Here is a 25,388-nt window from a genome sequence, read left to right as displayed (position 1 = left end):
GGCACGGGATGCCGGGTGAGCATCCCCTCCCGGCCACAGTTCATCAGGAGCTTACTGTGGCTGAATTCAAAGACTGCGTTATCGCTGACATCAACCTTGCCGACTGGGGTCGCAAGGAAATCCTCATTGCCGAAACCGAAATGCCGGGCCTCATGGCCATTCGCGAAGAATTCGCCAAGACCCAGCCGCTCAAGGGCGCCCGCATCACCGGTTCGCTGCACATGACCATCCAGACCGCCGTGCTGATCGAGACGCTGACCGCACTCGGCGCCGAAGTCCGCTGGGCCTCATGCAACATCTTCTCGACCCAGGATCACGCTGCCGCTGCCATCGCCGCGCAGAACATCCCGGTCTTCGCCGTCAAGGGCGAAACTCTGGTCGATTACTGGGATTACACCCACCGCATTTTCGAATGGGCTGACGGCGGCTACTCGAACATGATCCTCGACGACGGCGGCGATGCCACGTTGCTGCTGCACCTCGGCGCCCGCGCCGAGCAGGACATCTCAGTTGTTGCCAAGCCGGGTTCGGAAGAAGAAACCATCCTGTTCGCCGCCATCAAGGCCAAGCTGGCTGTCGATCCGACCTGGTATTCCGTGCGTCTGGCCGCCGTCAAGGGTGTCACCGAAGAAACCACGACCGGCGTCCATCGCCTGTACCAGATGCATCAGCGCGGCGAACTGAAGTTCCCGGGCATCAACGTCAATGATTCGGTGACCAAATCCAAGTTCGATAACCTGTACGGATGCCGCGAATCGCTGGTCGACGGCATCAAGCGCGCCACCGACGTGATGATCGCCGGCAAGGTCGCCCTCATCGTCGGCTACGGCGACGTGGGCAAGGGCTGCGCCCAGGCGATGCGCGCCCTGTCGGCGCAAGTCTGGGTCACCGAAATCGATCCGATCTGCGCCCTGCAGGCGGCGATGGAAGGCTTCCGCGTCGTCACCACCGAATACGCTGCCGACAAGGCCGACATTTTCGTCACGACGACCGGCAATTTCCACGTCATCACCCATGATCACATGGTGGCGATGAAGAACAACGCCATCGTCTGCAACATCGGTCACTTCGACAACGAAATCGACGTCGCTTCGATCGAGAAGTACCAGTGGGAAGAGATCAAGCCGCAAGTCGATCACGTCATCTTCCCGGACGGCAAACGCATCATCCTGCTCGCCAAGGGTCGTCTGGTGAACCTCGGCTGCGGCACCGGCCATCCGTCCTACGTGATGTCCTCGTCGTTCGCCAACCAGACCATCGCCCAGATCGAGCTGTGGACGGAAGCTGTCAAGGGTTCCAACAAGTACCCGGTCGGCGTCTACACGCTGCCCAAGCACCTCGACGAAAAGGTCGCCCGTCTGCAACTGAAGACGCTCAATGCCCAGCTGTCCGAGCTGACCGACGAGCAAGCCGCCTACATCAACGTTGCCAAGGAAGGCCCGTACAAGGCCGACCATTACCGGTACTAAACCATGCGATTACTTGCCATCTGGATCATCAACGCGCTCGCCCTGCTGGCTCTGCCCTACGTCGTGCCGTCGGTCCATGTGGCAAGTTTCGGCACGGCGCTGATCGTCGCCGTCGTTCTCGGGCTGATCAACGCCGTGCTGCGACCCTTGCTGATTCTGCTGACCCTGCCGGTCACGCTGCTGACGCTGGGGCTGTTCATATTTGTCATCAACGCCCTGCTCTTCCAACTGGCCGGCTATCTGGTCGATGGCTTCAACGTCGGCGGCTTCTGGCCGGCGCTGTTCGGTTCGGTCGTCTACAGCGTGATTTCATGGGTGCTCAGCGCGGTGTTTTTGTCGGCGAAAGGCAAGTAATTGCCGCGGGCCGATCAACTGCTGGTGGAAGCGGGCCTTGCTGCCTCGCGCACTGCCGCCCAACGATTGATTGCGGCCGGGCGAGTCAGCTGGTCGGGCGGCACCATCGTCAAACCGGCTTTCGATTTAGCCCCAAAAACGCCGTTGACCGTAGCAATTGATCCGGAAGACCGTTTCGTCTCGCGTGGCGGCCTCAAACTGGCCGGCGCGCTGGCTGAAACCGGCCTTTCGGCTGACGGCAAGTGCTGTCTCGATGTCGGGCAATCGACCGGCGGTTTCACCGACTGCCTGTTGCAGGCTGGCGCCAGCCATGTCGTCGGCGTCGATGTCGGCCACGGGCAATTGCATTCCCGGCTGGCCGGCGACCCACGCGTCACGGCGCTCGAAGGCATCAACTGCCGGGCGCTGAGCCCGGCCGATCTGGGTGTAGCCTTGCCGGAAGGCGGTTTCGCATTGATCGTCGGCGACGTGTCCTTCATTTCGATGACGCTGATCCTGCCGCAACTACCTGCCCTGCTCGCCGCTGACGGCGACCTGCTGCTCCTCATCAAACCCCAGTTCGAAGTCGGCCCGGCCAACATCGGCAAGGGCGGCATCGTCCGCGATCCGGCGCTTTATGCCGGCGTCGAACGCAAGTTTTTCGATTTAGCCCAAAATTTCCGGTTGACCGTGAAAGCCTGGCTGAACAGCCCGATTACCGGCGGTGATGGCAACCGCGAATTTTTCATCTGGTTGAAAAAATGACTACAGAAATCTCCATCGAATTTTTCCCGCCGCAAACGCCGGAAGGCGTCGACAAGCTGCGCACCGTGCGCGCCGAGCTGGCAAAACTCAATCCCGCCTTCTTCTCGGTCACCTTCGGTGCCGGCGGCTCGACCCGCGAGCGCACCTTCTCGGTCGTCAAGGAAATCGCCGCCGAAGGCTACGACGCCGCGCCGCACCTGTCGTGTATCGGCTCGACGCGTGACAACATCCGCGAAATCCTCAACGAATACAAAGCCGCCGGCATCAAGCGCACCGTCGCCCTGCGCGGCGACCTGCCATCGGGCATGGCCGAAACCGGTGAATTCCGCTACGCCAACGAACTGGTCGAATTCATCAGGGCCGAAACCGGCGACTGGTTCAGCATCGAAGTCGCCGCCTACCCGGAATGGCACCCGCAGGCGCGCAGCCCGAAGGACGACCTCGACGCCTTCGCGCGCAAGGTCAAGGCCGGCGCCAACTCGGCGATCACCCAGTATTTCTACAACGCCGACGCCTACTTCCACTTCGTCGATGAAGCCCGGGCGCTTGGCGTCGATGTCCCCATCGTGCCCGGCATCATGCCCATCGTCGGCTTCACCAAGCTGGCCCGCTTCTCGGACGCCTGCGGCGCCGAACTGCCGCGCTGGCTGCGCAAGAAGTTCGAGAGCTACGGCGACGATGCCGACTCGATCCGCGCCTTCGGCCTCGATGTCGTGACCGAACTGTGCGAACGCCTGCTCAAGGGCGGCGCACCGGGACTGCACTTCTATGCCATGAACCAGTCGGCTCTGACCACCGAAATCTGCCGCCGTCTCGGGTAAATCCCGTTGCCACGGTCAACCGGAAAAAAGGCCCAAAATAAAAATGCCCGCGTCAGCGGGCATTTTCTTGTGCGACTCAGGCGGCCTGCGTAACGAACACGCTCTGCGCCGGCATGGGCGCCGGGAAACCGGCCTCGGCCAGCGCTTCGCGCAGCACCTTGTTGGTATCGAAATAAACCTGCCAGTAATGGTCGTTGTGGCAATACGGCCGCACGGCGAGGACCGGGCCGACCAGCGTGAAGTCTAAGATTTCGACATCCACCTTCGGTTCGGGCAGGACATTCGGAATCGCCGCGATCTTCTCGCGGAGCAGGGCCATGGCCGCCCGATGATCGGCCGCCCCCGACAACTGGCACTTCAAATCGACACGGCGAAACGAATTGACCGTGAAATTCTGGATCGTGTCGCTGAACACCTTGTTGTTGCCGATAATAGTCTGGACGTTATCCGGCGTATTGATGGTCGTCGTAAACAAACCCAGTTCCGCCACAGTACCCGTCACGCCGGCGACCGAAACAAAATCGCCGACCTTCATCGGGCGCAAAACCACCATGAAGGCCCCGGCGGCAAAATGCGCCAGCAGCCCCGACCAGGCCATGCCGATGGCGACGCCACCCGCCGCAATCAGGGCGGCAAAGGTCGTCGTCTGGATGCCGAAATAGCCGAGAATTCCGATCACCAGCAGGACATTCAGCGTAACGCTGACGATCGAGCCGATGTAGCGCAACAAGGTCGGATCGACTTTCTGTTTCTCCAGGGCCGAGCGCACCATGCGCAGCGCCATGCCAATCAGCCAGCGACCGATCACCCAGAAAGCGATGGCTGCCAGCAGCTTCAGACCGACGTCAGTTGCCGTGGTGATCAAAATGTCCTGGTAGCGCGAAATATCCTGTTCCGTCATTGTCTTCTCCTAAAAAACGCCCCGATTCGGGATAACCCCGCACCCGAAATGACGATAAATTTTATTCGCACGGCCAGCTCTTGACATCGGGATCACACCTTTCCTCACAATTCTTCACAGAGGCGTTTTCCGTTGACGGTCATGGTCACCGTCTATATAATGCGCGCTCCCGGTAGGTCGGGTCGGTAGCTCAGTCGGTAGAGCAGCGGACTTTTAATCCGTTGGTCCCGAGTTCGAATCTCGGCCGACCCACCAGCAAATGCAGGGAACGTGGGGCGCTAGCTCAGTTGGTAGAGCAGCGGACTCTTAATCCGTAGGTCGACAGTTCGAATCTGTCGCGCCCCACCATAAATTCCAAGCATTCAGCCAACACCAAACCTGGCTTATTGTTTAGATTGCACCGTCAGTCGCGGTGTAGCAGCAAAAACGATTATCGGACGCGGGGTGGAGCAGTTGGCAGCTCGTCGGGCTCATAACCCGAAGGTCGCAGGTTCAAGTCCTGCCCCCGCAACCAAAGGATTCCAGAAAAAAGGCCAGTCACGCGACTGGCCTTTTTCTTTGTTTGGTGACCGATTTACTTGCGGCCGAATTTCTCGGTGAGCTGGGTCAGCTTTTCTGCCCGGCGCTGCTCGGCCTTGGCTTCTGCCTCGGCGGCCTTGCGTGCCTCAGCCTGCTTCTTGAAACGTTCGCGCAGTTGCTCAGAGGCGTGCTGACGGTTCTCGTCGGTCACCTCGTCAGCCGGCGTGCCATCGAGGTTCAGGCGCACAGTGCCTTTTTCCATTTCTTTCAGATAGCGCGTCGAAATGGTGTGGCTGCGCATGGCGAGGCGCAGGGATTTCTTGCTCAGTTCGGGCAACAGGGCAAAGACCTGCTTGTCGATACCGATGGCCAGCGGGCTGAAATTGCGGAAGACATCGAATCGTTCCTGCAGGTCCTTGAGCAGGGCCCGGGTGTCGTTCGGCTTGGTGGTGGTGGCTTCGGTAGTCGTCATGATGGGACAGTGTCTTGTCGAGGCGCGAAGGTTAGCACGAAGGCGCCCCCTTGCAGCCTCGAATCGGCGATCAGACGCCGTTTTTACGGAACCAGGCGAGCATTTTCCGCCAGCCGTCTTCGGCATCTTCCTTGCGGTAGCTGGGCCGATAATCGGCATGGAAAGCGTGCGGGGCATTGTCGTAAACGTGGATTTCCGACACCTTGGCTGCCGGACTTCCGTGCTGCAGCGCCTTTTCCATCGCTTCGACCGTTTCCAGCGGGATGCCGGAATCCAGCCCGCCATAGAGTCCGAGGACCGGCGCCTTGAGTTCGCCGACGAGTTCGGTCGGATGTTTTGGCGTCATCGGGCTGGCCATGCCGACCAGACGACCATACCAGGCCACGCTAGCCTTGAGCGCCGGGTTGTGGGCGCTGTACAGCCAGGCGATGCGGCCACCCCAGCAGAAGCCGGTAATTGCCAGTCGCTTGGTGTCGGCGCCTTTGCTAGCCGCCCAGGCGACGCAGGCGTCAAGATCGCTCAGCACCTGCGCGTCGGGCGTCTTGTTGGTTATCTTTTCGAGAATTTCGGGAATGGCGCTGATCTGGCGCGGATCGCCCTGACGGGCGAACAGTTCGGGAGCGATGGCGCAGTAGCCGAGCTTGGCCAGCCGACGACAGACATCGCGGATGTATTCATGGGCGCCAAAAATTTCGGATACCACGAGGACGACCGGCGGTTTCTCCAGACCGCCGGGCACGGCGCGGTAAGCGACCATCTCGCCATCCTTGACCGGCACCTTGATCTCGCCGGCAACGATGCCGGTTTCGTCGGTTTTGATGGCCGTCTGGGCCATCACGGGCTGGGTGGCCAAGGCAAAGCCGGCGCCCAGGCTGGTCACAATGAAACTTCTGCGATCAAAAGATTGGGCGGGTACAAGGCTGTCGAACTCCGGTTCTGTTTTCATGGTTTGTCTCCTCGGGGGAATTACATCAAAACAATGTCGTACTGCTCGGGTGAATAACTCGGTTCGGACTGCAGCGAAACGGACTTGCCGATGAAGTCGGAGAGCATGGCCAGGGCCTGCGACTCTTCGTCGAGGAAGAGGTTGACCACAGCCGGGCCGGCCAGGATGCGGTATTCACGGGCGTTGAACTGGCGGGCCTCGCGCAGCAGTTCGCGGAGGATTTCGTAAGCGACAGTGCGCGCCGTCTTGACCTCGCCGCGCCCGCCGCAGGTCGGGCACGGCTGGCAGAGCACGTGGGCGAGCGATTCGCGGGTCCGCTTGCGGGTCATTTCGACCAGGCCGAGCTGGGTGAAGCCATTGACCGTCAACCGGGTGTGATCGCGGGCCAGCGCCTTGTTGAATTCATCGAGCACGGCCTTCTTGTGTTCCTCGTTCTCCATGTCGATGAAGTCGACGATGATGATGCCGCCGAGGTTGCGCAGGCGCAGTTGACGGGCGATGGTGACCGCCGCTTCGAGATTGGTCTTGAAAATGGTGTCGTCGAAATTGCGCACGCCGACGAAGCCGCCGGTGTTGACGTCGATAGTCGTCATCGCCTCGGTCTGATCCATGATCAGGTAGCCGCCGGATTTCAGGTCGACGCGGCGGGCCAGGGCTTTCTGGATTTCATCCTCAACGCCGTGCAGGTCGAACAGCGGGCGCTGGCCGATGTAGTGCTCGAGCAGCGGGATCACCGCCGGCGTGTACTCCTGGGCGAAGGCGGTGAGCTTCTGGAAATTTTCCCGCGAGTCGATGACGATGCGCGTCGTATCGGGATTGACGAAGTCGCGCAGGACGCGCTGGCCGAGCGACAGCTCCTGATATAGCAGGGTGGGTGGCCCGATGGTGCGGGCCTTTTCGCGGATATCGGCCCAGGTCTTGCGCAGGTAGGCGATGTCGGTGGCGAACTCTTCGTCGCTGGCATTTTCGGCCATGGTGCGGACGATGAAACCACCGGGTTCGTCATTCGGCACCAGGCGGTTGATCTTTTCGCGCAGCGACTCGCGCTCGGCCTCGGATTCGATGCGCTGCGAAATGCCGATGTGCTTTTCCTGCGGCAGATGGACAAGCATGCGGCCGGCGATGGAAACCTGCGTCGACAGCCGCGCCCCCTTGGTGCCGATGGGATCCTTGACGACTTGGACGAGGATGCTCTGCCCCTCGTGCAGCATTTTCTCGATGGGCCGTTCGGGGGCCCGGTCCTGCGTCGCTTCGCGCGGTTGCCAGATATCGGCGACGTGGAGGAAAGCCGTACGGTCGAGGCCGACGTCGATGAAGGCCGACTGCATGCCGGGCAGGATGCGGCAGATGCGCCCGAGATAGACATTACCAACCAGCCCGCGGCTCGCCGTGCGCTCGATATGGAGTTCCTGGACGACGCCCTGTTGCATGACGGCAACGCGGGTTTCCTGCGGTGTGAAATTGATCAGGATTTCTTCAGACATAGTCTCTACAATGCGCGGTTTCGCTGCATTCTACTATGTCCAAAGCCCCTGAACTCCTCGCCCCCGCCGGCTCGCTCGAGATGATGCGTACCGCCTTCGATTTCGGCGCCGACGCCATCTACGCCGGCCAGCCGCGCTACAGCCTGCGCGTGCGCAACAACGAGTTCGGCAGCATCGAGAAACTGGGCGACGGCATCAACGAGGCGCACGCCCGCGGCAAGCAGTTTTTCGTCGTCAGCAACATCATTCCGCACAACGCCAAGCTGCCGACCTATCTGGCCGACATGGCGCCGGTTATCGCCCTCAAGCCGGATGCGCTGATCATGTCCGACCCCGGCCTCATCGACATGGTGCGCGAAACCTGGCCGGAACAGGTCATCCACCTCTCGGTGCAGGCCAACACGGTGAATTGGGCTTCGGTTCGTTTCTGGCAGAAGATGGGCGTCCAGCGCATCATCCTGTCGCGCGAACTGTCGCTCGACGAAGTCGCCGAAATCCGCCAGCGCTGCCCGGATATCGAGCTCGAAGTCTTCGTCCATGGCGCGCTGTGCATCGCCTACTCGGGCCGCTGCCTGCTTTCCGGCTACTTCAATCACCGCGACCCGAACCAGGGCAGCTGCACCAATTCCTGCCGCTGGGACTACAAGCTGAGCACTTCCGATACCCCAGGGGTACTTCCTGCGGGGCGCGGTCAACCGGAAAAAATGCCCAAAAATGAAATCGAATACCTGCTCGAAGAAAAGCAGCGTCCGGGCGAACTCATGCCGATCGAGGAAGACGAGCACGGCACCTACATCCTGAACTCCAAGGATCTGCGCGCCATTGAGCATGTGCAGCGCCTGGTCGAAATCGGCGTCGATTCGCTCAAGATCGAAGGCCGGACCAAGAGCCCGTACTACGTCGCGCGCACCAGCCAGGCCTACCGCCAGGCCATCGACGACGCCGTCGCCGGCAAACCGCTCGACCCGACCCTGTTGCGCGAACTCGAAGGTCTGGCCAACCGTGGCTATACCGATGGCTTCCTGCAGCGCCATCACGATGCCGAATACCAGAATTACCTGCGCGGCAGTTCCGAGTCGGATCGCAGCCTCTACGTCGGCGATGCTGTCGCTTTCGACCCGGTGCGCGGCCTCATGGAAATCGAGGTCAAAAACCGTTTCTCCGTTGGCGACCGGCTGGAATGCGTGCACCCGTCGGGCAACCATGTCCTGACGCTGAGCCGCATGGAAAACAAGAAGGGGGAGCCGGTCACCGTCGCCCCGGGCAGCGGCCATCGGGTGTGGATTGATTTACCCATCATGTACACCAATTCCTTCGTCGCGCGTTTTGTTTAACTAAGCTTACAAAACATCCGGGAATAACCATTGTGCACCGCAGCAATCCGTGTACACTTAAGGCCATGAGCAAAGTTTCCAACCGCATGCCGCTGATCGACGCCCTCAAGGCGGTCGCGGCCCTGCTCGTCCTGCTCAACCATTTCTCGTCTTATGGCCCGCTCGCGGCAGCCGCCCGCGAAACCTTGCCGGGGCTTTTCGGCTGGTTTTTCGAGTACGGCCGCATGGCTGTCCAGGTCTTCCTGGTCATCGCCGGCTTTCTTGCCGCCCGCGGCCTGTCGTCACAAGGCCAGGCGCTCGCCGTTTCGCCGCTGCCGCTGATCTGGAAACGCTATCTGCGGCTCGCCGTGCCTTATCTCGCCGCCATCGGCCTGGCCATCATTGCTGCCGCCGTCGCCGACCAGTGGCTGGACGACGAAGTGGTTCCCGCCCGCGCCACTTTCTCGCAATGGCTGGCCCACGCCTTCCTGCTGCACAGCCTGCTTGGCTTCGATGCGCTGTCGGCCGGCGTCTGGTACATCGCCATCGACTTCCAGCTCTTCGCGCTGATGACCGTGCTGCTCTGGGCCGGCCGTCGCAACATCGTCGCCCCGGCCCTCGTTCTGCTTACCGCCCTCGCCTCGCTGTTCTGGTTCAACCGCGACGCCAGCTGGGACAACTGGGCGATCTATTTCTTCGGCTCCTACGGCCTCGGCGCCGCCGCCTGGTGGGCGTCCGATCGCCGGCAGATGTCAGCCTGGCTCGGCGTCATCGCCACCATCACCATCGCCGCGCTGATCATCGATTTCCGGCTCCGTATCGGGCTAGCCCTGGCAGTCGCCCTGCTGCTCGGTTTCGGCCGCCGCACCAGCCTCCTCGAACAATGGCCCAACGCCAAGCCACTGGCTTTCCTCGGCCAGATCTCGTATTCACTCTTTCTCGTGCATTTCCCGGTCCTGCTCCTGGCCAACGGGCTCTATGCCAGATTTGGCCTGGAGTCCCATGCCTCAGCCATGCTCGGCCTGGTTCTGGCCTGGACTGCCAGCCTGATCGCGGCGACGCTGTTCTATCGCTGGGTCGAAAGCCCGGCGGCCAGCCAGCGCATCACGGCAGCGATCAGCGGACTGGCGGCCGGCTTGCTGCAACTGGCCCAGCGCGCCGGGCGACTGGCCCGCCGCGCCGTGCTCGGCCGCGCCTAACCAGTCAGTTCCGGCCGTCCGCGGAAGTACTCCAGCGCCTCGGGGTTGGCCAAGGCCTCGACATTCTTGACCGGCTGTTCATGCACGACATTGCGCACGGCCAGTTCGACGATCTTGCCTGACTTGGTGCGCGGAATATCCAGCACCTGCACGACCTGCGCCGGCACATGGCGCGGCGTCGTGTTGTCGCGGATCTGCTTCTTGATGCGTTCGACAAGCGCCGGATCAAGCTGGCGCCCCTCCTGCAGCTTGACGAAAAGCACGACACGCACATCGTCGTGGCGGCCCGGCGGCCAGTCCTGGCCGATGACCAGTGCTTCGAGAATTTCCGGCAACTGTTCGACCTGGCGGTAGATTTCCGCCGTGCCGATGCGCACGCCGCCCGGGTTGAGCGTGGCGTCGGAGCGGCCGTAGATGATCATGCCATCGTGCGCCGTCAGTTCCGAAAAGTCGCCGTGGCACCAGATATTGGGGAAGCGCTCGAAATAGGCGGCGTGGTATTTGCTGCCATCGGCGTCGTTCCAGAAACCGACCGGCATGACCGGGAAGGAGCCGGTGCACACCAGCTCGCCTTTTTGCCCACGTACCGACTGGCCGATGTCGTCGACGACATCGACCGCCATACCCAGCCCGCGACACTGGATTTCGCCGCGATAGACGGGCAGCACGGGGTTGCCGAGGACGAAGCAGGACACGATGTCGGTGCCGCCGGAAATCGAGGCGAGCAGGATGTCCTGCTTGATTTCGCGATAGACCCAGTCGAAGCCTTCGGGGGACAACGGGCTGCCGGTCGAGAACATGGCGCGCAGGGCGCCGAGGTCATGCGTCTTGCCCGGCGTCAGGCCGAGCTTGGCGGCGGCATCGATGAACTTGGCCGAAGTGCCGAAGTGGGTCATTTTCTCGGCCGCGGCGTAGTCGAAAAGTACCGTGCCGCCGCCGGCGAACGGCGAGCCGTCGTAAAGCAGCAGAGTGGCACCGCAGGCCAGGCCGGAAACCAGCCAGTTCCACATCATCCAGCCGCAGGTCGTGAAGTAGAACAGGCGGTCGCCGGGGCGCACGTCGCTGTGCAGCTGGTGTTCCTTGAGATGCTGGAGGAGCACGCCGCCGTGGCAATGGACGATGCACTTCGGGACGCCGGTCGTGCCGCTCGAGAACATGATGTAGATCGGGTGAGCAAAGCCGACCCGTTTGAAAATTGGCTCTTTTTTCGGGTTGACCGTTGGAATGTCATTCCAGACCACGGCGTTGGCAATCTTGCTCACATCCGGCGCAGCGTTGAGATAAGGCACGACGACGACCTTGCGCAGCGACGGCATTTTGCTCACGACTTCGGCATTCTTTACTAGACAATCGACCGGCTTGCCGTTGTACCAGTAGCCATCGACGCAGATCAGCACTTTCGGTTCGATCTGGCCGAAGCGGTCGAGGACACCCTGCACGCCGAAATCCGGCGAGGCCGACGACCAGATGGCGCCGAGCGCCGTCGCGGCGAGCATGGCGACCAGCGTTTCGGGCAGGTTGGGCAGGTAACCGGCGACGCGGTCGCCCTCGCCGACCCCGGCGTCGATCAGGAATTGCTGGAAGCGGGCGACTTCGGCGACCAGTTCGGCCCGGCTCATCCGGCGTTTGACCTTGTCCTCGCCCCAGAAAACCAGCGCCTCGCTGTCGTCGCGTTGTTGCAGCAGGTTTTCGGCGTAATTCAGTTTGGCTTCGGGAAACCACTGGGCACCCGGCATCTTGCTACGGTCGACGACGATTTTCGCGCCTTTTTCACCGACTGCGCCGCAGAAATCCCAGAGTTCCGACCAGAATTCCTCGGGTTGATCAACCGACCATTGCCACAACTCGGCGTAGTTCGCCCTGCCCTTGGCCTTGATCAGCTGCGCCATGCGCGTTTGGCCGACAGTGGCGGGGTTGGGCGTCCACAGCGGTTGCGGATCGATCGCGTAGGTCATCTTGTCTCCTCGGTCTTGTTCTTTATTGATCGGCAAAGATAGCAGGATTTGCCTGCCGGCAACTGTCATCGACCGGACACTTCAGCGCGCTGATTGACGCCAGCCCATGACACGGACAAACTCGACGCCCTGAACCCACCCGCTCACCTGAAACATGTCCTTCGCCTGGACCCTCAAAATCCTGATCAGCACGCTGCTCCTGCCGCCCGGTAATGGACTAGCGCTGCTCTGCGTGGCCGGCGTTTTCCGGCGCCGGCGCTGGGCTTTCGGGCTGGCCGTGGCGGCCACCGTGCTGACGATTGCCCAATGCCTGCCGGCTTTCTCCGGTTTGCTGATCGCCTCGCTGGAAAACCAGTCGGCGGCCATCGCACCCAACGCGCCGAAGCCGGAGGCCGGCGCCATCGTCATCCTCGGTAGCGGCCTGGCCACCGATGCCACCGAATACGGCGGCGATACAGCGAACGACCGCACGCTGATCCGCACCCGTTACGGCGCCACGCTGGCCCGGCGCTACAACCTGCCCGTGCTGGTCACAGGCGGCAAGTTGGCGGAGAGCGACACTGCCGAGGCTGACGTCATGGCCGGAATCCTGCGTAACGAATTCGGCGTTGAAGCCCGTTGGCAGGAAGCGGGATCGCTGGATACCGCCGGCAACGCCGCGCTCTCGGCGCCCATCCTCAAGGCCGCCGGCATTCAGCGCATCGTCCTCGTCACCCATGCCTTCCACATGCCGCGCGCCAAGCTCCTTTTCGAGCGCGCCGGACTCGAAGTCATCCCGGCTCCCACCGCCTTTTTCAGCCACCAGAGCTTCGACTGGCTGCTGAGCGATTTTCTGCCGCAAGCCAAATCCCTTCACACCTCGTATTACGCGCTGCATGAATGGCTCGGCCTGGCCTGGATTGCCCTGACCCATTGAATACATCTGGAGACAAAACATGACCCAAGTAGTCCTCACCGAAACCATCGGCAAAGTCGGCCTGATCCGCATCAACCGACCGGAAGCAATGAATGCGCTGAACAATGAAGTCGTCGACGGCATCGGCGCCGCCATCGACGCCTACGAGGCCGACGAGAACATCGGCTGCATCGTCATCACGGGCAATGAGAAAGCCTTCGCCGCCGGGGCCGATATCGGCTTCATGAAGGATTTCGATTACATGCACGCCTACAAGACCGACTTCATCACCCGCAACTGGGAGCGCATCAAGACGACGCGCAAGCCGGTCATTGCGGCGGTGGCCGGCTTTGCCCTGGGCGGCGGTTGCGAAATGGCAATGATGTGCGACATGATCTTCGCGGCCGACACCGCCAAGTTCGGCCAGCCGGAAATCAAGCTCGGCACTCTCCCCGGAGCCGGTGGAACACAAAGATTGCCGCGCGCCGTCGGCAAGGCCAAGGCGATGGACATGTGCCTGACCGGGCGCATGATGGATGCGACCGAAGCGGAAAAGAGTGGCTTGGTCGCCCGCGTCATCCCGGCCGATCAGTTGCTCGAGGAAACGCTCAAGGCAGCCACCACCATCGCCAGTTTCTCGCTGCCCGTGGTCATGATGATCAAGGAGTCGGTCAATCGCGCCTTCGAGTCTTCACTCAACGAAGGCCTGCTCTTCGAGCGCCGCGTCTTCCATTCGGCCTTCGCCCTTGAAGATCAGAAGGAAGGCATGGCCGCCTTCGTCGAAAAGCGCAAGGCCACCTTCAAGAACCGCTGAGTACGGCCGTCTCATCGAATCCGGTCGCCCGCCGAGGCGTCCGGAGCATTTCAATTTTGGCCGAAATTTCCGGTTGACCGTGGCAATGCCCGATAACCGCACGAATTAGCCCGCATGCACCTGTTTGTCGACATTTCCAGCCACGGCTTCGGCCACCTCGCCATCACGGCGCCGGTACTCAACGCCATCGGTCAAACCGCCCCGAATTTCCGGCTGACCATCCGTAGCGCCCTGCCCGCCGCCAAACTGCAGCAACGGATCAAGACGCCCTACACGCTGATCGCCAGCGCCACCGATTTCGGCTACATCATGATCGACGCCACCCGCGTCGACCTGGCGGCCAGCGCCACAGCCTATCGTCAGGCGCACGCCGACTGGCCAGCCCGCGTCACCGATGAAGCGCGCTTTTTGGCCAACCTGAAACCCGACCTCATCCTCACCAACGTCAGCTACCTGCCGCTGGCCGGCGCTGCAGCCGCTGGCATTCCGGCGCTCAGCCTGTGCTCGCTAAACTGGGCAGACCTGTTCGACCATTATTTCGGCAATCAGCCCTGGGCCCAGCCCATCCACGCCGAGATGCTCGCCGCCTACCGCTCGGCGCAAGCTTTCCTGCGCGTCACGCCAGGCATGGCGATGGACGCGCAGGCCAATGTGCAGACCGTTGGTCCGATCGCCGCCCTTGGCAGCCGCCACGACCTCGGCCTGAACGGCGACCACGCCATCCTCATCGCCATGGGCGGCATCGCCCACCGTCTGCCAGTGGAAGACTGGCCACGCCAGCCCGGCATACGCTGGCTGGTGCCGGCCGCTTGGCACTGCCGGCACCCCGACGCCATAGTCAGCGAATCCTTCGGCCTGAGCTTCACCGACCTGCTCTGCTCAGTCGATGCCGTCATCACCAAACCCGGCTATGGCACTTTCACTGAAGCCGCCTGCAATGGCACACCGGTCATCTACCAGCGGCGCGAAAACTGGCCGGAGCAGGAATGTCTGATCGATTGGCTGACGGCTAACAGCCGCAGTTTCGAAATCGGCGCTGCAGAACTGGAATGCGGGCAGCTCGCGGCAGCCCTTGAAAGCATTCACGAGCAATCACCGTCGCCAATACCGGAAACGGATGGCATCGCGCAGGTAGCGCGCGCCATCATTGACTACGTCAGCACCGCTTAAAGCGGACGGAAGCCGAGCTTCTTGAGCAATTCGCCGGTTTCGCAGACGGGCAGGCCCATCACGCCGCTGTAACTGCCGGAGATGTGCTCGACAAAAAGACCGGCCCGGCCCTGAATGCCATAGGCGCCGGCCTTGTCCATCGGCTCCCCACTGATCACGTAATGACGGATTTCCTCGTCGTCAATCTGGCGGAAGCGGACTTCGCTGGTCGACAACAGATATTCGGTGCGCCGCTGATGGTCGATGGCAACGCCGGTCAGCACGCGATGCGTCCGTCCCGACAGGCGGCGCAGGATGGCCGCGGCATCGGCCATATCGACCGGCTTGCCGATGATTTCACCATCGAGCTCCAGCGTCGTGTCGGCGGCCAACACGGGACGCATCGGCAGGCGGCGCTCCTCGACTATCCGCAAACCATGCATCGCCTTGGCGCGCGCCACGCGCTCGACGTAGAGCACAGGTGACTCGCCCGCCATCGGCGTTTCATCAGTTTCGCTGTCGGCGCGCATGCCGTCGCGAAAAACAACGGTATCGAAATCGATGCCGATCTGGTGCAACAACTCGCGACGGCGCGGACTACGCGAAGCAAGATACAAACGCATCATCCCTCCCGGTGGTATGGATGGTTTTTGAGGACACTGACGGCACGGTAAAGCTGCTCGCACAACAGCAGGCGAGCCATGCCATGCGGCAGCGTCAGGCTGGACAGGCGCAGCTTGTCGTCAGCCTGTTGCTTGAATTCCTCGTCGAGCCCGTCGGCGCCGCCGATCAGCAGCGCCACGTCGCGACCGTCCTGCATCCAGACCTCGAGCCGTTTGGCCAGCTTCAGGGTGGTCAGGTCGTCGCCCTTTTCGTCGAGCACGACAAGGCGGCAACTGCCGGGCAAGGCGTCGCGGATGCGGCCTTTTTCGGCGGCCAGCAGTTGTTCGCGGGTTTTCGAACCGCGCGGTTCGGGCTTGATTTCGCTAACGCTGGCCGGCAATTCGCGCGGCATGCGCTTGAGGTACTCGGCGCAGCCTTCGTTTACCCAGGCGGGCTGACGATGGCCAACGGCAAGTACGGCCAGTTTCATTCTTCCCTGGCCTGCTCCACGGCCTTGCGACGCTGGGCCGGCGTTGCCGACCAGAGTTCCTCAAGGTTGTAGTAGGCGCGCACGTTGGCTTGCATGACGTGCACGACGATGTCGCCGAGATCGACCAGCACCCATTCGCCGCCGTCTTCGCCTTCGGTCGAGACAATCTCGCCGCCGGCTTCCTTGACCTTTTCGACAACATTCTGGGCCAGCGACTTGACCTGGCGATTGGAGTCGCCGGTGGCGATGACGATGCGATCGAACATCGACGTCAGCTTGGAGGTGTTGATGACTTCGATATCCTTGCCCTTGATATCTTCAAGGGCGGAAACGATGATTTTTTGCAGCTTGCGGATGTCCATCAGGTACTTTTATAGAGTTGGTGAAGGTGAATATAGTCGAGAACGCTATCCGGCAGCAAATAGCGCGCCGACAGGCCGTTGGCCAGCAGGTTGCGGATCTGCGTCGCCGAGATGGCGAGCTGGGTCATGGCAAAAGTGACGATTCCCCCGGCCGGAGCGCGTTTCAGGCCGCCAACATCGGTCAGCCGACGGTCGTTGAATTCAGCAGCCAGCTCATGCGGCAGGCTGCTCGCTTCGACCGGAAAACCGGGGCGATGCGAGACGGCGACATGGGCCAGGGCAAAAATGTCACGCCAGCGATGCCAGGTGGCCAGTCCGGCAAAGGCGTCGGCGCCGACGAGCAGGACGAGCGACTGCTCGGCGCCGAGTTCGCGGCGCAGACGTTCGAGCGTATGCACCGTGTAGCTCGGCGCGGCGGCTTCAACCTCGCTGGCATCAATTGAAAATTGGGCATTATTTCCGGTTGACCGTAGCACCATCTCCAGACGCTGCTGGGCGGTCACCTGCGGCGTGCCGCGATGCGGCGGCTGGCCGGCCGGAATCCAGCGCACGCCGCCGAGGCCAAGGTGGGCGATGGCCTCTTCGGCCAGCCGGAGATGACCAAAATGGACAGGGTCGAAGGTGCCCCCGAAGAGGCCAAGCGGCTCAGACAATTTCGGAAATGCCGAAGATGTCGCGATAACAGGCGTAGAAGCTGGCGAAGATGGTCGGCGCGATGACCAGCACCATCGGCATGGTAACGATGGCGGTAATGAAACTGGCGGCGTCGGGGAAGATCAGCAACAACACGCCAAGCAGCACGCCGGGCGCGATGCCGGCCACCAGCACCAGACCGAAACCATAGACCAGGAAAGCCCGCCAGTTCATCCAGCAGGCAACAAAGCTGAAGAACAAGGCCCGGCCGAGGGTCAGCCGGTGCCAGGCAGCGAGCACCGGGGCAAACCAGTAGGCCATCATGACCGGCGTCATCATGACCATGACGAACAGCGCCGGCGCGATGAAATCGGCGTCTTCGACGGCTGCCCGTTCGGCCCGGCTATTGGCCATCATGAATTTGAACATGTCGCCGCCGTCGAGTAGCGTGGACAGGCCGAGAACGCCGAGCGTGCAGCACAGGTAGAGGGCGCCGAGGGCGAGCAGGGTCCGGGCGTTTTCCTTCATGCTGCCAAACAGGGTCTGCACGCCGATAGCCTGACCACGTTCAACCTGACGGGCGGCCTGCATGAGGCCGACCGAGAGGCCGGGGATGACCAGCGAGGCGGCCAGCGCCCCGATGAACGGCAACACATTGAGAAAAATCACCGTGAACCAGTAGGTGAGGACCAGCATGCCGAGAACGATCGGACTGCGCCGAAAAATGGCAAAGCCAGTGAAAATCCAGCCCCAGCCGGCGGCGGGCGGTAGTGTCTGGGCGCGCATCTTCAGCTTCCCACGAAAATGTCGCGGTAGGACGCGAAGACTGCGCCCGAAACAACCGGCAAAAGCAGGAGCAGGCCCATGCCGACGGGCAGCATGGCGAAGAACAGGGCGACAACCAGGAAAATGCCGAAGATCGCCATCGGCAGGAAGTTCTTGGCACCGGCGGTGAAGCTCGCCTTCATCGCATCGAGCGGCTGCATGTCGTGGAAAAACACCAGGGCAGGCGCAAACCAGGTGGCCATGATGATCGGCACCGAGAGCACCATGACGAGCAGCCCGGCCAGCATGACGCCGCCGAGCGCAATGCCGAAACCAGCGACCTTGCCGGTGACGACGCCACCAAGCAGCCCGCCGCTGACGAGCAGGAAAGCCAGGAACGCGATGCCGAAAATGCCCATGGCGAAAAATACGCCGACCATGACCAGTTGCCCCGCATTGTGGCGAAAACCAGAGAAAAGGTCGGCAATTTCAGGCTCCTCACCATCATTCAGGCGCTTGCACAGCTTGATCATGCCGGCGCCGAAGAGCGGCACCAGCAAATGCGCGGCGATCTGCCCGAACAGCGGCACGATGGAAATGGCCATCAACATGACGAGGAGCAGAACGGTACTGCCAATCCACACCCCGGGATTGACCAGAAACATGGCCCAGCCCTGACGCAGCCAGTCAAAGCAGGCACCGGGGTCGACTTCGCGACTTGCGCCGGTAAACCGGGTCGGGGCCATCGGAAAAACAGGAGTTTCACTCATCCTAGAAACCGCAGTTGGACGTGCCCGCTGGTGCGATCGGGCGGGTGGCTGGTGCGAAGCGACGAGGCAGCAGGCTCACGCCTGCAACGAGGAGCGACAAAACCAGGCGCCCGCCCGGGCGTGCCAGCGGGTACGTAGCGGACAAACTCAGCTGGTGATGGTTATCGAAGTCGGAGCGTCCGGTTTTCATTGGCATTCGTTGTAGCGGCAAGCGGTCAACTGCAGTTTCTAGGATGATGCGCGGATGCTAACGGGGCAGCGCTTCCGGGGCAAGGCGAAAACGTGCCAGCAGGTGCCGAAAGTCGTCAGGATTCTTGATCGTTACCACTTCGCCCTGACGGGGCTGGTGCCTGACTTCCAACCGGAGCAGCCAGAAACGCAGCGCCGCGGCGCGCCGCATGGCCGGCCAGGCGGCTCGTTCCGCCTCGGTGAGCGGACGTTGGGCGGCATAGCCGGCGATCAGTGCGGCCAGCGCTGCGTCATCGGCACACCAGTCGTTGGCGACGACGGCCAGATCGAAGAGCAGCGCATCTTCGCCGGCAAAATAGAAGTCGAGCACGCCGGATAGCCGGCCGGCGGCATCCCACAACACGTTGTCGCGGAACAGGTCGGCGTGGATGACGCCGCGCGGCAGTATCGAATAATCCTGCTCGGTCTGAAACGCCAGTTCATCCGCCAGCAGATCATGCTCATCGGGCGCGAGCAAGGGCAGCAAGATTTCGCCGGTGGCCTGTCGCCAGGCAGCGCCGCAGGGGTTGGGCAAGGGATTCAGCAGATTAGCTGCCGCGAGGTGCAGGTGGGCCAGCATCTCGCCAACGGCGCGGCAGTGCTCGGCACCCGGCGACTCCAGCGCCGCGCCCGGCAGGCAGGTCAGCAATGCAGCAGGCTTTCCCGCCAGCCAGCGCCAATAGCGGACATCGCCGTCGGCCAGTGGCCGCGGGCTGGGAATCCCGCTGTGCGCCAGCTTGTCCTGCAGCGCCAGATAAAAATCGAGCGCAGAGGTCTCGATGCGCTCGAACAACGTCAACACAAAACGGCCGCTGGCCGTCGTCACGAAATAGTTGGAGTTCTGCATGCCGGCGGCGATACCGGCGTAGTCGATCAGCTCACCCTGCCCGAGTGGCTGCAGCCAGGCAGTGAGTTCATCGCGCCCGACTTTGGTATAGACGGACAAGATTTACCAGCTGTGAATGATCCACATCGGCGGCTTGGTCACCGGATGGGTAATGTCGGCCTGAACGAACTGGCCGTCGCCCTGGTTATCGACGAGGTAGTAGGCGGGGCCGACCGCCGGCGTGACCTTGACCATGTAGAGCTTGCCCTTCATGCGGTATTCCTCGCGCGTTTCGGTCTCGCGCTTGACGATGGTCACTTGTGGCTCAAGGGCTTCGTCGAAGGCTTCCATGCCCGGCGGTGGCGGCGGGACGGCCGGCAAGGGCTGGAGATCGCCTTTCTGCGCCCAGGCAGGCAAGGCGGCTAGAAGCAGGAGGGGAAGAAGGCGGCGCATGGTGGAATCCTCGATGACGATGCTTTGATTTTACAGGTTGAGCAGCATCTCGTGTTCGTTCGGCAAGGGGCCGAAGGGACGAGCCTCGTAATGCTTGAATATGGCTTCGACCACTTTTTCCGGCTCGTCGATCAACTGGATCAGGTTCATGTCTTCGGCATCGACCATGCCTTCGCTGACCAGCCGGTTCTTGAACCATTCGATCATGCCGCCCCAGAAGTCCGAGCAAACCAGAATCAGCGGAATCTTGCGCGCCTTGCCGGTCTGGATCAGGGTCAGCGCTTCCATCAGCTCGTCGAGCGTGCCGAAACCACCGGGCATGACGACGTAGGCGCTGGCAAAGCGAACGAACATGTATTTGCGGGCAAAGAAGTGGCGGAAGGTCTGCGAGATATCCTGGTAGGGATTGTTCTGCTGCTCGTGCGGCAACTGGATGTTGAGGCCGACTGACGGAGATTTGCCGAAGAAGGCGCCCTTGTTGGCCGCTTCCATGATCCCCGGGCCGCCGCCGGAAATGACCGAGAAACCCGAATCGGACAGCAGGCGGGCGGTCTGCTCGGTCAGCATGTAATACGGCGAGTCCGGCCGAACGCGGGCGCTGCCGAACATGGTCACGGCCGGCTTGATCGCAGCCAGACGCTCAGTTGCCTCGACGAACTCTGACATAATGCCGAAAATCCGCCAGGACTCGCGGGCCGTCGCGTTTTTCAGCAGGGCCTCGGTCTCGACGCCCATTACCAGCTTGTCGCTCTCGGTCAATTTATGCCTCTCTTATTGTTGGTGGACGGTTCGTCCTATCTTTACCGCGCTTTCCACGCCCTGCCCGACTTGCGCAACAAGGCCGGCGAGCCGACGGGCGCCATCTACGGCGTTTTGAACATGCTACGTCGTCTAGAGAGCGACTACAAGGCAGACTACAAGGCCGTCGTCTTCGATGCCAAGGGCAAGACCTTCCGCGACGACTGGTATCCGGAATACAAGGCCCACCGGCCGCCGATGCCGCCCGAAATGGTCGGCCAGATCGAGCCGCTGCACGCCGCCATCAAGGCCGCCGGCTGGCCGCTGCTCATGGTCGACGGCGTCGAAGCCGACGACGTGATCGGCACGCTGGCGAAAAATGCCGCGGTCGACGGCATCAATACGCTGATTTCGACCGGCGACAAGGATCTGACCCAACTGGTCAATCCGCTCGTCCGCTGGTACAACACGATGAGTAACGAGTTGCTCGACGAGGCCGGCGTCGAAGCGAAGTTCGGCGTGCCGCCGGACAAGATCGTCGATTATCTGGCGCTGGTCGGCGACACCGTAGACGGCGTGCCCGGCGTCGCCAAATGCGGTCCGAAAACCGCCCTCAAATGGCTGGCCCAGTATGGCTCGCTCGACGAAATCGTCGCCCATGCCGACGAAATCGGCGGCGTCGTCGGCCAGAATCTGCGTGACCACCTCAGCTTTTTGCCATTGGGGAAAAAGCTGGTCACAGTCGCCTGCGATCTCACCAACCTGCCGGCACCGGCCAGCCTGAATGCAACACCGCGGGATGTCGCCACGCTGCGCGAGCTTTACACCCGCTACCAGTTCCGCTCATGGCTGGCCGATATCGACGGTCCGGAAGCGGCCGCCGATATCCCGGCGCGCACGGTTTCCGATGCCGCGGCGCCGACGCTCCAAGGCAAAATCGACGTTACCTACGAAACCGTCCTGAGCTGGCCGCAGTTCGACGCCTGGCTAGCCAAAATCGAAGCCGCCGAACTGACTGCACTCGATACCGAAACAACCAGCCTCGACTCCTTCGAAGCCCGCATCGTCGGCATTTCGCTGTCGGTCACCCCCGGTGAAGCTTGCTACATCCCGCTCGCCCACACCGCCCCCGGCGTCGCCGACCAGTTGCCGCGCGACGAAGTGCTGGCCAGGCTCAAACCCTGGCTTTCCACGGTCAACCGGAAAAAAGTGCTGCAAAACGCAAAGTACGACCAGCACGTTTTCGCCAACCACGGCATCACGCTCGCCGGCATAGAGCACGACACGATGTTGCAAAGCTACGTCATCGAGTCCGACAAGGGCCACGACCTCGGCCAGCTATGCACCCGCCATCTCGGCCTCGACACCATCGCCTACGAAGACCTGTGCGGCAAGGGCGCTAAGCAGATCGGCTTCGACCAGGTCGACATCGAGCGTGCCGCCACCTACTCGGCCGAAGACGCCGACGTCACCCTGCGCGTCCATAACGTGCTACACCCGCAATTCGCCGATGAACCCGGCCTGTCGCGCATCTATCACGAGATCGAGATGCCGGCCCGCCAGGTCATCTGGCAGATCGAGCGCAACGGCATCCTGATCGACGCCGATGTGCTGTCCCGCCAAAGCCACGAGATGGGCCAGAAGATCATGGCTCTCGAAGCGCAGGCTTACGAACTGGCCGGCCAGCCCTTCAATCTCGCTTCGCCCAAGCAACTGGCCGACATTCTTTTCGAAAAGCTCGGCCTGCCGGTCAAGAAGAAAACCCCGTCGGGCGGCCCGTCCACCGACGAGGAAGTGCTTTCCGAGCTGGCCCTCGACTACCCACTGCCCAAGCTGCTGCTCGAACACCGCAGCCTGTCCAAACTCAAGGGCACCTACACCGACAAGCTGCCGCGCATGGTCAATCCGCAGACCGGGAGAGTGCATACTCACTTCTCTCAAGCGTCCGTTGTCACGGGCCGCCTTGCCTCGACCGATCCCAACCTACAGAACATCCCGGTGCGCAGCGAGGAAGGCCGGAAGATCCGTACCGCCTTCATCGCACCCGAAGGTTCCAGCATCGTCTCGGCCGATTATTCGCAAATCGAGCTGCGCATCATGGCCCATCTCTCGGGCGATGAAGGCTTGCTCCACGCCTTCTCGCACGGCGAGGACGTGCACCGTGCGACAGCCGGCGAGATATTCGGCGTCACGCCGCTCGAAGTTGGCCCCGACCAGCGCCGCGTCGCCAAGAGCATCAATTTCGGCCTGATCTACGGCATGAGCGCCTTCGGCCTCGCCCGTCAGCTCGGGCTGGAACGCAGCGCGGCGCAGACCTACATCGACCGCTATTTCGCCCGCTACCCCGGCGTCGCAGCCTACATGGAAGAGGCGCGTGAAACTGCCCGGCAAAAAGGCTACGTCGAAACCGCTTTCGGTCGCCGCCTGTGGTTCCCGGAAATCCGTTCGAGCAACGGCAACCGCCGCCAGGGGGCAGAGCGCGCCGCGATCAACGCACCGATGCAGGGCACAGCCGCCGACCTGATCAAGCTGGCGATGATCGCCGTGCAGAACTGGCTGGAAAAATCGGGGCTGAAATCAAAACTGGTCCTGCAGGTGCACGATGAACTGCTACTCGAAGTTCCGGACGACGAACTGATGGAAATCCGCACCCACCTGCCCCGCCTGATGAGCCAGGTCGCCGAGCTCAAGGTGCCGCTGGTCGTCGAAGTGGGTGTCGGGCCGAACTGGGAAGCGGCGCACTAAGGCCGGCGGTTGATTCCCACGGTCAACCGGAAATTTTGCCGAATTTCTGAATCGCCGCGGCGCTGACCCGTTCGGGGTTGTAAGTATCGATCCCGACCGCAGCACGCCGCCGGTCGCCGGCCAGGATCTCCGCCAGCCGACGTTCATTCTCGGCCAGATTGCTGCGGTCGTTCTCGTGGTGCCAGAGATGCAGGACGGCCGTCGCGAAGCGACCGTCCTTGCGTTGCACGCCAGCATGCAGGAGGCGGATGGCGAGGTCGGCATCCTCGTGGCCCCAGCCCTGAAAAGCCTCGTCGAAACCGTTGATGGCGTCGAAATCGGAGCGCCACATCGCCAGGTTGCAGGTCCGCGCGCCTTGCCAGCGCTGCGGCTGACGCTTGCGCCAGCCGTTCCCCGGTACGAAGCAGAGCGGCAACCAGCGATTGATCGCCCCGGAAAACCGGCGGCCCAGCCAGCTCAGACGACTGTCGCCGTGAAGCTCGATCATCGGCGTCTGCAGCACCTTTTTCGTGAAACTCTCGGACAGCAAGACCCGGTTTCCGGCCACGAACCAGGCCGGCTCGGCCAGCGCCCGATGCCGGGCGACAAAATCGGGGCACAGCACGCAATCGCCGTCGACGAAGACGAGGTAATCGCCCCGGCTTGCCGCGACCGCCAGATTGCGGGCTGCCGCCGCGCGAAACCCGTCATCGGACTGCCATAGATGGACCAGCGGGACCGGAAAGTTGACGGCTGCCTCGGCCACCGCCACCGCTGTCTCCTGCCGTGAGCCATCGTCAGCCAGCAGCACTTCAAATGCCTTGTCAGTCTGCGCAGCAAGCGAAGCCAGCACGGCGCGCAAGGCGTCCGGCCGGTTATAAGTGGTGACGATCACCGAGATCAGGCGCGGCGGCATAAGACCTCAGGGTCGGCGCAGCGGTGGCGTTTCCGGCACCTTCCAGGCCTGATCCATCTCGTAGCCCTTGGCGTAGCGGTAGAACGTGCCCTCGAAATTGCCAAACGCGATGATGAACCCCGGCCAGCCATCAAGAAACCCGCGCTTGAAAATGTAGTGCTTGATGAAAGACCACAGGCCATGCGTCAGCGCCTTGCCCATGCTGCCCTTGCGGCCGCGCAAGGTGAGCTTTTCGGCGCCGAGCGTCGAATAGCGATTCGCCTTGTGCACGACTTCATGCAGGTTCTTGAACGGCACCTGCCAGATCGGGTTCTGCAGATGCCCGACCGGTCGGTCGCTATGCGGCACGTAACCCTCGTGCACGGGCTCCATCGTGTAGCTCATCTTGCCCTTGCGGAAGAGCTGCGGCTGGCGGTAATTCGGATACCAGCCGGAATGCTTGATCCACCGCCCCATGAAGAAATTGCGGCGCGGCATCCAATACATGTCGAGGCTGGCCGGATCAGCTATGACACGCAGGATTTCGTCGCGCGCCTCCGGTGTGCACCGTTCATCGGCATCAAGGCTGAATATCCAGTCGTGGCTACAGGCAGCAATCGCCTGATTGCGCAGATCGCCAAAGCCCTTGAACGGCACCTGCACGACGCGCGCACCAAGGCTCTCGGCGATTTCGACCATGCCGTCCGTGCTACCTGAATCGGCGACGATGATTTCGTCAGCCCACAGGACGCTATTCACCGCCGCCGCGATTTTCTGCGCTTCGTTGAAAGCGATGATGTAGGCGGTGATTTTTGGCTGAACGGTGCTGATCATTGGTATTTGTTCTTTCGGGAATCGTAGGCAGT

26 protein-coding genes and 3 tRNA genes are annotated in these 25,388 nt (G+C 62.1%); 13 read left to right on the top strand and 16 right to left on the bottom strand.

What is annotated here, in order from left to right; translation table 11 throughout:
• Positions 1 to 8: 8 nt before the first annotated feature.
• Genes ahcY through metF form a run of 4 tightly spaced genes read left to right on the top strand, consistent with a single transcriptional unit; the run spans position 9 to position 3,388 of the window.
• On the top strand, positions 9 to 1,469 hold the full coding sequence (ahcY, locus tag KI613_RS01075; protein WP_226403390.1) for an adenosylhomocysteinase: 1,461 nt from the start codon (positions 9 to 11) through the stop codon (positions 1,467 to 1,469).
• A 3-nt stretch (positions 1,470 to 1,472) separates the two neighbouring features.
• Positions 1,473 to 1,823 carry a phage holin family protein gene (locus tag KI613_RS01070; protein WP_226403389.1) on the top strand — a complete coding sequence of 117 codons (351 nt, stop codon included), beginning with the start codon at positions 1,473 to 1,475 and terminating at the stop codon, positions 1,821 to 1,823.
• A complete protein-coding gene (locus KI613_RS01065; RefSeq protein WP_226403388.1) occupies positions 1,824 to 2,567 on the top strand; it encodes a TlyA family RNA methyltransferase in 744 nt (247 codons plus the stop codon).
• Positions 2,564 to 3,388 carry a methylenetetrahydrofolate reductase [NAD(P)H] gene (metF, locus tag KI613_RS01060; RefSeq protein ID WP_226403387.1) on the top strand — a complete coding sequence of 275 codons (825 nt, stop codon included), beginning with the start codon at positions 2,564 to 2,566 and terminating at the stop codon, positions 3,386 to 3,388. The genes KI613_RS01065 and metF overlap by 4 nt, the downstream gene beginning before the upstream one ends.
• Positions 3,389 to 3,464: 76 nt before the next feature.
• Here metF and KI613_RS01055 read toward each other — a convergent pair whose 3' ends face one another.
• On the bottom strand, positions 3,465 to 4,289 hold the full coding sequence (locus KI613_RS01055; RefSeq protein WP_226403386.1) for a mechanosensitive ion channel family protein: 825 nt from the start codon (positions 4,287 to 4,289) through the stop codon (positions 3,465 to 3,467).
• A gap of 179 nt (positions 4,290 to 4,468) precedes the next feature.
• Between KI613_RS01055 and KI613_RS01050 the strand changes: the two genes are divergently transcribed.
• The 3 genes from KI613_RS01050 to KI613_RS01040 all read left to right on the top strand — a co-directional run bounded on the left by KI613_RS01050 (position 4,469) and on the right by KI613_RS01040 (position 4,803).
• Positions 4,469 to 4,544: transfer RNA gene (locus tag KI613_RS01050), tRNA-Lys, on the top strand.
• A 17-nt stretch (positions 4,545 to 4,561) separates the two neighbouring features.
• Positions 4,562 to 4,637 (top strand) — tRNA-Lys (locus KI613_RS01045).
• A gap of 90 nt (positions 4,638 to 4,727) precedes the next feature.
• Positions 4,728 to 4,803, top strand: a tRNA-Met gene (locus KI613_RS01040).
• 60 nt (positions 4,804 to 4,863) lie between these two features.
• On the opposite strand, the gene KI613_RS01035 is transcribed toward KI613_RS01040, so the two are convergent.
• From KI613_RS01035 to rng, 3 genes are all read right to left on the bottom strand, one after another.
• Positions 4,864 to 5,280, bottom strand: coding sequence for a ProQ/FINO family protein (locus KI613_RS01035; protein ID WP_226403385.1), 417 nt, complete (start codon positions 5,278 to 5,280; stop codon positions 4,864 to 4,866).
• A 70-nt stretch (positions 5,281 to 5,350) separates the two neighbouring features.
• Positions 5,351 to 6,226 (bottom strand): dienelactone hydrolase family protein, encoded by an 876-nt coding sequence (locus KI613_RS01030; protein WP_226403384.1) that lies wholly within the window; start codon positions 6,224 to 6,226, stop codon positions 5,351 to 5,353.
• Positions 6,227 to 6,246: 20 nt separating this feature from the next.
• Positions 6,247 to 7,710 carry a ribonuclease G gene (gene rng, locus KI613_RS01025; RefSeq protein WP_226403383.1) on the bottom strand — a complete coding sequence of 488 codons (1,464 nt, stop codon included), beginning with the start codon at positions 7,708 to 7,710 and terminating at the stop codon, positions 6,247 to 6,249.
• 35 nt (positions 7,711 to 7,745) lie between these two features.
• Between rng and trhP the strand changes: the two genes are divergently transcribed.
• Complete coding sequence (gene trhP, locus KI613_RS01020; protein ID WP_226403382.1) at positions 7,746 to 9,044, top strand: prephenate-dependent tRNA uridine(34) hydroxylase TrhP; 1,299 nt, start codon at positions 7,746 to 7,748, stop codon at positions 9,042 to 9,044.
• 65 nt (positions 9,045 to 9,109) lie between these two features.
• Positions 9,110 to 10,222: an acyltransferase family protein gene (locus KI613_RS01015; protein ID WP_226403381.1), complete on the top strand. Its 1,113-nt coding sequence runs from the start codon at positions 9,110 to 9,112 to the stop codon at positions 10,220 to 10,222.
• On the opposite strand, the gene KI613_RS01010 is transcribed toward KI613_RS01015, so the two are convergent.
• Positions 10,219 to 12,177, bottom strand: coding sequence for an acetoacetate--CoA ligase (locus KI613_RS01010; protein ID WP_226403380.1), 1,959 nt, complete (start codon positions 12,175 to 12,177; stop codon positions 10,219 to 10,221). The two genes, KI613_RS01015 and KI613_RS01010, sit on opposite strands and share 4 nt — an antisense overlap.
• Before the next feature lie 154 nt (positions 12,178 to 12,331).
• Here KI613_RS01010 and KI613_RS01005 point away from each other — a divergent pair, with 154 nt between their 5' ends.
• The 3 genes from KI613_RS01005 (at position 12,332) to KI613_RS00995 (ending at position 15,056) form a co-directional block, all read left to right on the top strand.
• On the top strand, positions 12,332 to 13,093 hold the full coding sequence (locus tag KI613_RS01005; RefSeq protein ID WP_226403379.1) for a YdcF family protein: 762 nt from the start codon (positions 12,332 to 12,334) through the stop codon (positions 13,091 to 13,093).
• Positions 13,094 to 13,112: 19 nt separating this feature from the next.
• Complete coding sequence (locus KI613_RS01000; RefSeq protein WP_226403378.1) at positions 13,113 to 13,886, top strand: enoyl-CoA hydratase; 774 nt, start codon at positions 13,113 to 13,115, stop codon at positions 13,884 to 13,886.
• A 114-nt stretch (positions 13,887 to 14,000) separates the two neighbouring features.
• Complete coding sequence (locus tag KI613_RS00995) at positions 14,001 to 15,056, top strand: hypothetical protein (RefSeq protein ID WP_226403377.1); 1,056 nt, start codon at positions 14,001 to 14,003, stop codon at positions 15,054 to 15,056.
• Here KI613_RS00995 and KI613_RS00990 read toward each other — a convergent pair.
• From KI613_RS00990 to KI613_RS00950, 9 genes are all read right to left on the bottom strand, one after another.
• Positions 15,053 to 15,658, bottom strand: coding sequence for a Maf family protein (locus tag KI613_RS00990; protein WP_226403376.1), 606 nt, complete (start codon positions 15,656 to 15,658; stop codon positions 15,053 to 15,055). The two genes, KI613_RS00995 and KI613_RS00990, sit on opposite strands and share 4 nt — an antisense overlap.
• Positions 15,658 to 16,128, bottom strand: a complete 471-nt coding sequence (rlmH, locus tag KI613_RS00985) for a 23S rRNA (pseudouridine(1915)-N(3))-methyltransferase RlmH (protein ID WP_226403375.1) — start codon at positions 16,126 to 16,128, stop codon at positions 15,658 to 15,660. The genes KI613_RS00990 and rlmH overlap by 1 nt, the downstream gene beginning before the upstream one ends.
• Complete coding sequence (gene rsfS, locus KI613_RS00980) at positions 16,125 to 16,490, bottom strand: ribosome silencing factor (protein ID WP_226403374.1); 366 nt, start codon at positions 16,488 to 16,490, stop codon at positions 16,125 to 16,127. Before rsfS ends, rlmH begins: the two co-directional genes overlap by 4 nt.
• Positions 16,490 to 17,143, bottom strand: a complete 654-nt coding sequence (gene nadD, locus KI613_RS00975; protein ID WP_226403373.1) for a nicotinate-nucleotide adenylyltransferase — start codon at positions 17,141 to 17,143, stop codon at positions 16,490 to 16,492. The genes rsfS and nadD overlap by 1 nt, the downstream gene beginning before the upstream one ends.
• Positions 17,136 to 17,909 carry a BPSS1780 family membrane protein gene (locus KI613_RS00970; RefSeq protein ID WP_226403372.1) on the bottom strand — a complete coding sequence of 258 codons (774 nt, stop codon included), beginning with the start codon at positions 17,907 to 17,909 and terminating at the stop codon, positions 17,136 to 17,138. The genes nadD and KI613_RS00970 overlap by 8 nt, the downstream gene beginning before the upstream one ends.
• A 2-nt stretch (positions 17,910 to 17,911) precedes the next feature.
• Positions 17,912 to 18,658 carry a BPSS1780 family membrane protein gene (locus KI613_RS00965; RefSeq protein WP_226403371.1) on the bottom strand — a complete coding sequence of 249 codons (747 nt, stop codon included), beginning with the start codon at positions 18,656 to 18,658 and terminating at the stop codon, positions 17,912 to 17,914.
• Positions 18,659 to 18,905: 247 nt separating this feature from the next.
• Positions 18,906 to 19,832, bottom strand: coding sequence for a homoserine kinase (locus tag KI613_RS00960; RefSeq protein WP_226403370.1), 927 nt, complete (start codon positions 19,830 to 19,832; stop codon positions 18,906 to 18,908).
• Positions 19,833 to 19,835: 3 nt separating this feature from the next.
• Positions 19,836 to 20,165 (bottom strand): DUF2782 domain-containing protein, encoded by a 330-nt coding sequence (locus tag KI613_RS00955; protein ID WP_226403369.1) that lies wholly within the window; start codon positions 20,163 to 20,165, stop codon positions 19,836 to 19,838.
• Positions 20,166 to 20,195: 30 nt separating this feature from the next.
• Positions 20,196 to 20,924, bottom strand: a complete 729-nt coding sequence (locus tag KI613_RS00950) for an LOG family protein (protein ID WP_404826966.1) — start codon at positions 20,922 to 20,924, stop codon at positions 20,196 to 20,198.
• A gap of 3 nt (positions 20,925 to 20,927) precedes the next feature.
• Here KI613_RS00950 and polA point away from each other — a divergent pair, with 3 nt between their 5' ends.
• Positions 20,928 to 23,648 carry a DNA polymerase I gene (gene polA / locus KI613_RS00945; protein ID WP_226403368.1) on the top strand — a complete coding sequence of 907 codons (2,721 nt, stop codon included), beginning with the start codon at positions 20,928 to 20,930 and terminating at the stop codon, positions 23,646 to 23,648.
• A 22-nt stretch (positions 23,649 to 23,670) separates the two neighbouring features.
• Here polA and KI613_RS00940 read toward each other — a convergent pair whose 3' ends face one another.
• A complete protein-coding gene (locus tag KI613_RS00940) occupies positions 23,671 to 24,543 on the bottom strand; it encodes a glycosyltransferase family 2 protein (RefSeq protein WP_226403367.1) in 873 nt (290 codons plus the stop codon).
• A gap of 6 nt (positions 24,544 to 24,549) precedes the next feature.
• Positions 24,550 to 25,356, bottom strand: a complete 807-nt coding sequence (locus KI613_RS00935) for a glycosyltransferase family 2 protein (protein WP_226403366.1) — start codon at positions 25,354 to 25,356, stop codon at positions 24,550 to 24,552.
• Positions 25,357 to 25,388 lie beyond the last annotated feature (32 nt).

It is taken from the genome of Ferribacterium limneticum, from assembly GCF_020510585.1.
Taxonomy (GTDB): Bacteria; Pseudomonadota; Gammaproteobacteria; order Burkholderiales; family Rhodocyclaceae; genus Azonexus.
The sequence above is the reverse complement of the archived record's forward strand: the minus strand, read 5'-3'. Positions and strand labels throughout refer to the sequence as shown.

Coding starts and splice junctions, on each gene's coding strand:
- ahcY (WP_226403390.1), top strand. CDS start 9: ATGCCGGGTGAGCATCCCCTCCCGGCCACAGTTCATCAGGAGCTTACT.
- KI613_RS01070 (WP_226403389.1), top strand. CDS start 1,473: ATGCGATTACTTGCCATCTGGATCATCAACGCGCTCGCCCTGCTGGCT.
- metF (WP_226403387.1), top strand. CDS start 2,564: ATGACTACAGAAATCTCCATCGAATTTTTCCCGCCGCAAACGCCGGAA.
- KI613_RS01055 (WP_226403386.1), bottom strand. CDS start 4,289: ATGACGGAACAGGATATTTCGCGCTACCAGGACATTTTGATCACCACG.
- KI613_RS01035 (WP_226403385.1), bottom strand. CDS start 5,280: ATGACGACTACCGAAGCCACCACCACCAAGCCGAACGACACCCGGGCC.
- KI613_RS01030 (WP_226403384.1), bottom strand. CDS start 6,226: ATGAAAACAGAACCGGAGTTCGACAGCCTTGTACCCGCCCAATCTTTT.
- rng (WP_226403383.1), bottom strand. CDS start 7,710: ATGTCTGAAGAAATCCTGATCAATTTCACACCGCAGGAAACCCGCGTT.
- trhP (WP_226403382.1), top strand. CDS start 7,746: ATGTCCAAAGCCCCTGAACTCCTCGCCCCCGCCGGCTCGCTCGAGATG.
- KI613_RS01015 (WP_226403381.1), top strand. CDS start 9,110: ATGAGCAAAGTTTCCAACCGCATGCCGCTGATCGACGCCCTCAAGGCG.
- KI613_RS01010 (WP_226403380.1), bottom strand. CDS start 12,177: ATGACCTACGCGATCGATCCGCAACCGCTGTGGACGCCCAACCCCGCC.
- KI613_RS01005 (WP_226403379.1), top strand. CDS start 12,332: ATGTCCTTCGCCTGGACCCTCAAAATCCTGATCAGCACGCTGCTCCTG.
- KI613_RS01000 (WP_226403378.1), top strand. CDS start 13,113: ATGACCCAAGTAGTCCTCACCGAAACCATCGGCAAAGTCGGCCTGATC.
- KI613_RS00995 (WP_226403377.1), top strand. CDS start 14,001: ATGCACCTGTTTGTCGACATTTCCAGCCACGGCTTCGGCCACCTCGCC.
- KI613_RS00990 (WP_226403376.1), bottom strand. CDS start 15,658: ATGCGTTTGTATCTTGCTTCGCGTAGTCCGCGCCGTCGCGAGTTGTTG.
- rlmH (WP_226403375.1), bottom strand. CDS start 16,128: ATGAAACTGGCCGTACTTGCCGTTGGCCATCGTCAGCCCGCCTGGGTA.
- rsfS (WP_226403374.1), bottom strand. CDS start 16,490: ATGGACATCCGCAAGCTGCAAAAAATCATCGTTTCCGCCCTTGAAGAT.
- KI613_RS00970 (WP_226403372.1), bottom strand. CDS start 17,909: ATGCGCGCCCAGACACTACCGCCCGCCGCCGGCTGGGGCTGGATTTTC.
- KI613_RS00965 (WP_226403371.1), bottom strand. CDS start 18,658: ATGAGTGAAACTCCTGTTTTTCCGATGGCCCCGACCCGGTTTACCGGC.
- KI613_RS00955 (WP_226403369.1), bottom strand. CDS start 20,165: ATGCGCCGCCTTCTTCCCCTCCTGCTTCTAGCCGCCTTGCCTGCCTGG.
- polA (WP_226403368.1), top strand. CDS start 20,928: ATGCCTCTCTTATTGTTGGTGGACGGTTCGTCCTATCTTTACCGCGCT.
- KI613_RS00940 (WP_226403367.1), bottom strand. CDS start 24,543: ATGCCGCCGCGCCTGATCTCGGTGATCGTCACCACTTATAACCGGCCG.
- KI613_RS00935 (WP_226403366.1), bottom strand. CDS start 25,356: ATGATCAGCACCGTTCAGCCAAAAATCACCGCCTACATCATCGCTTTC.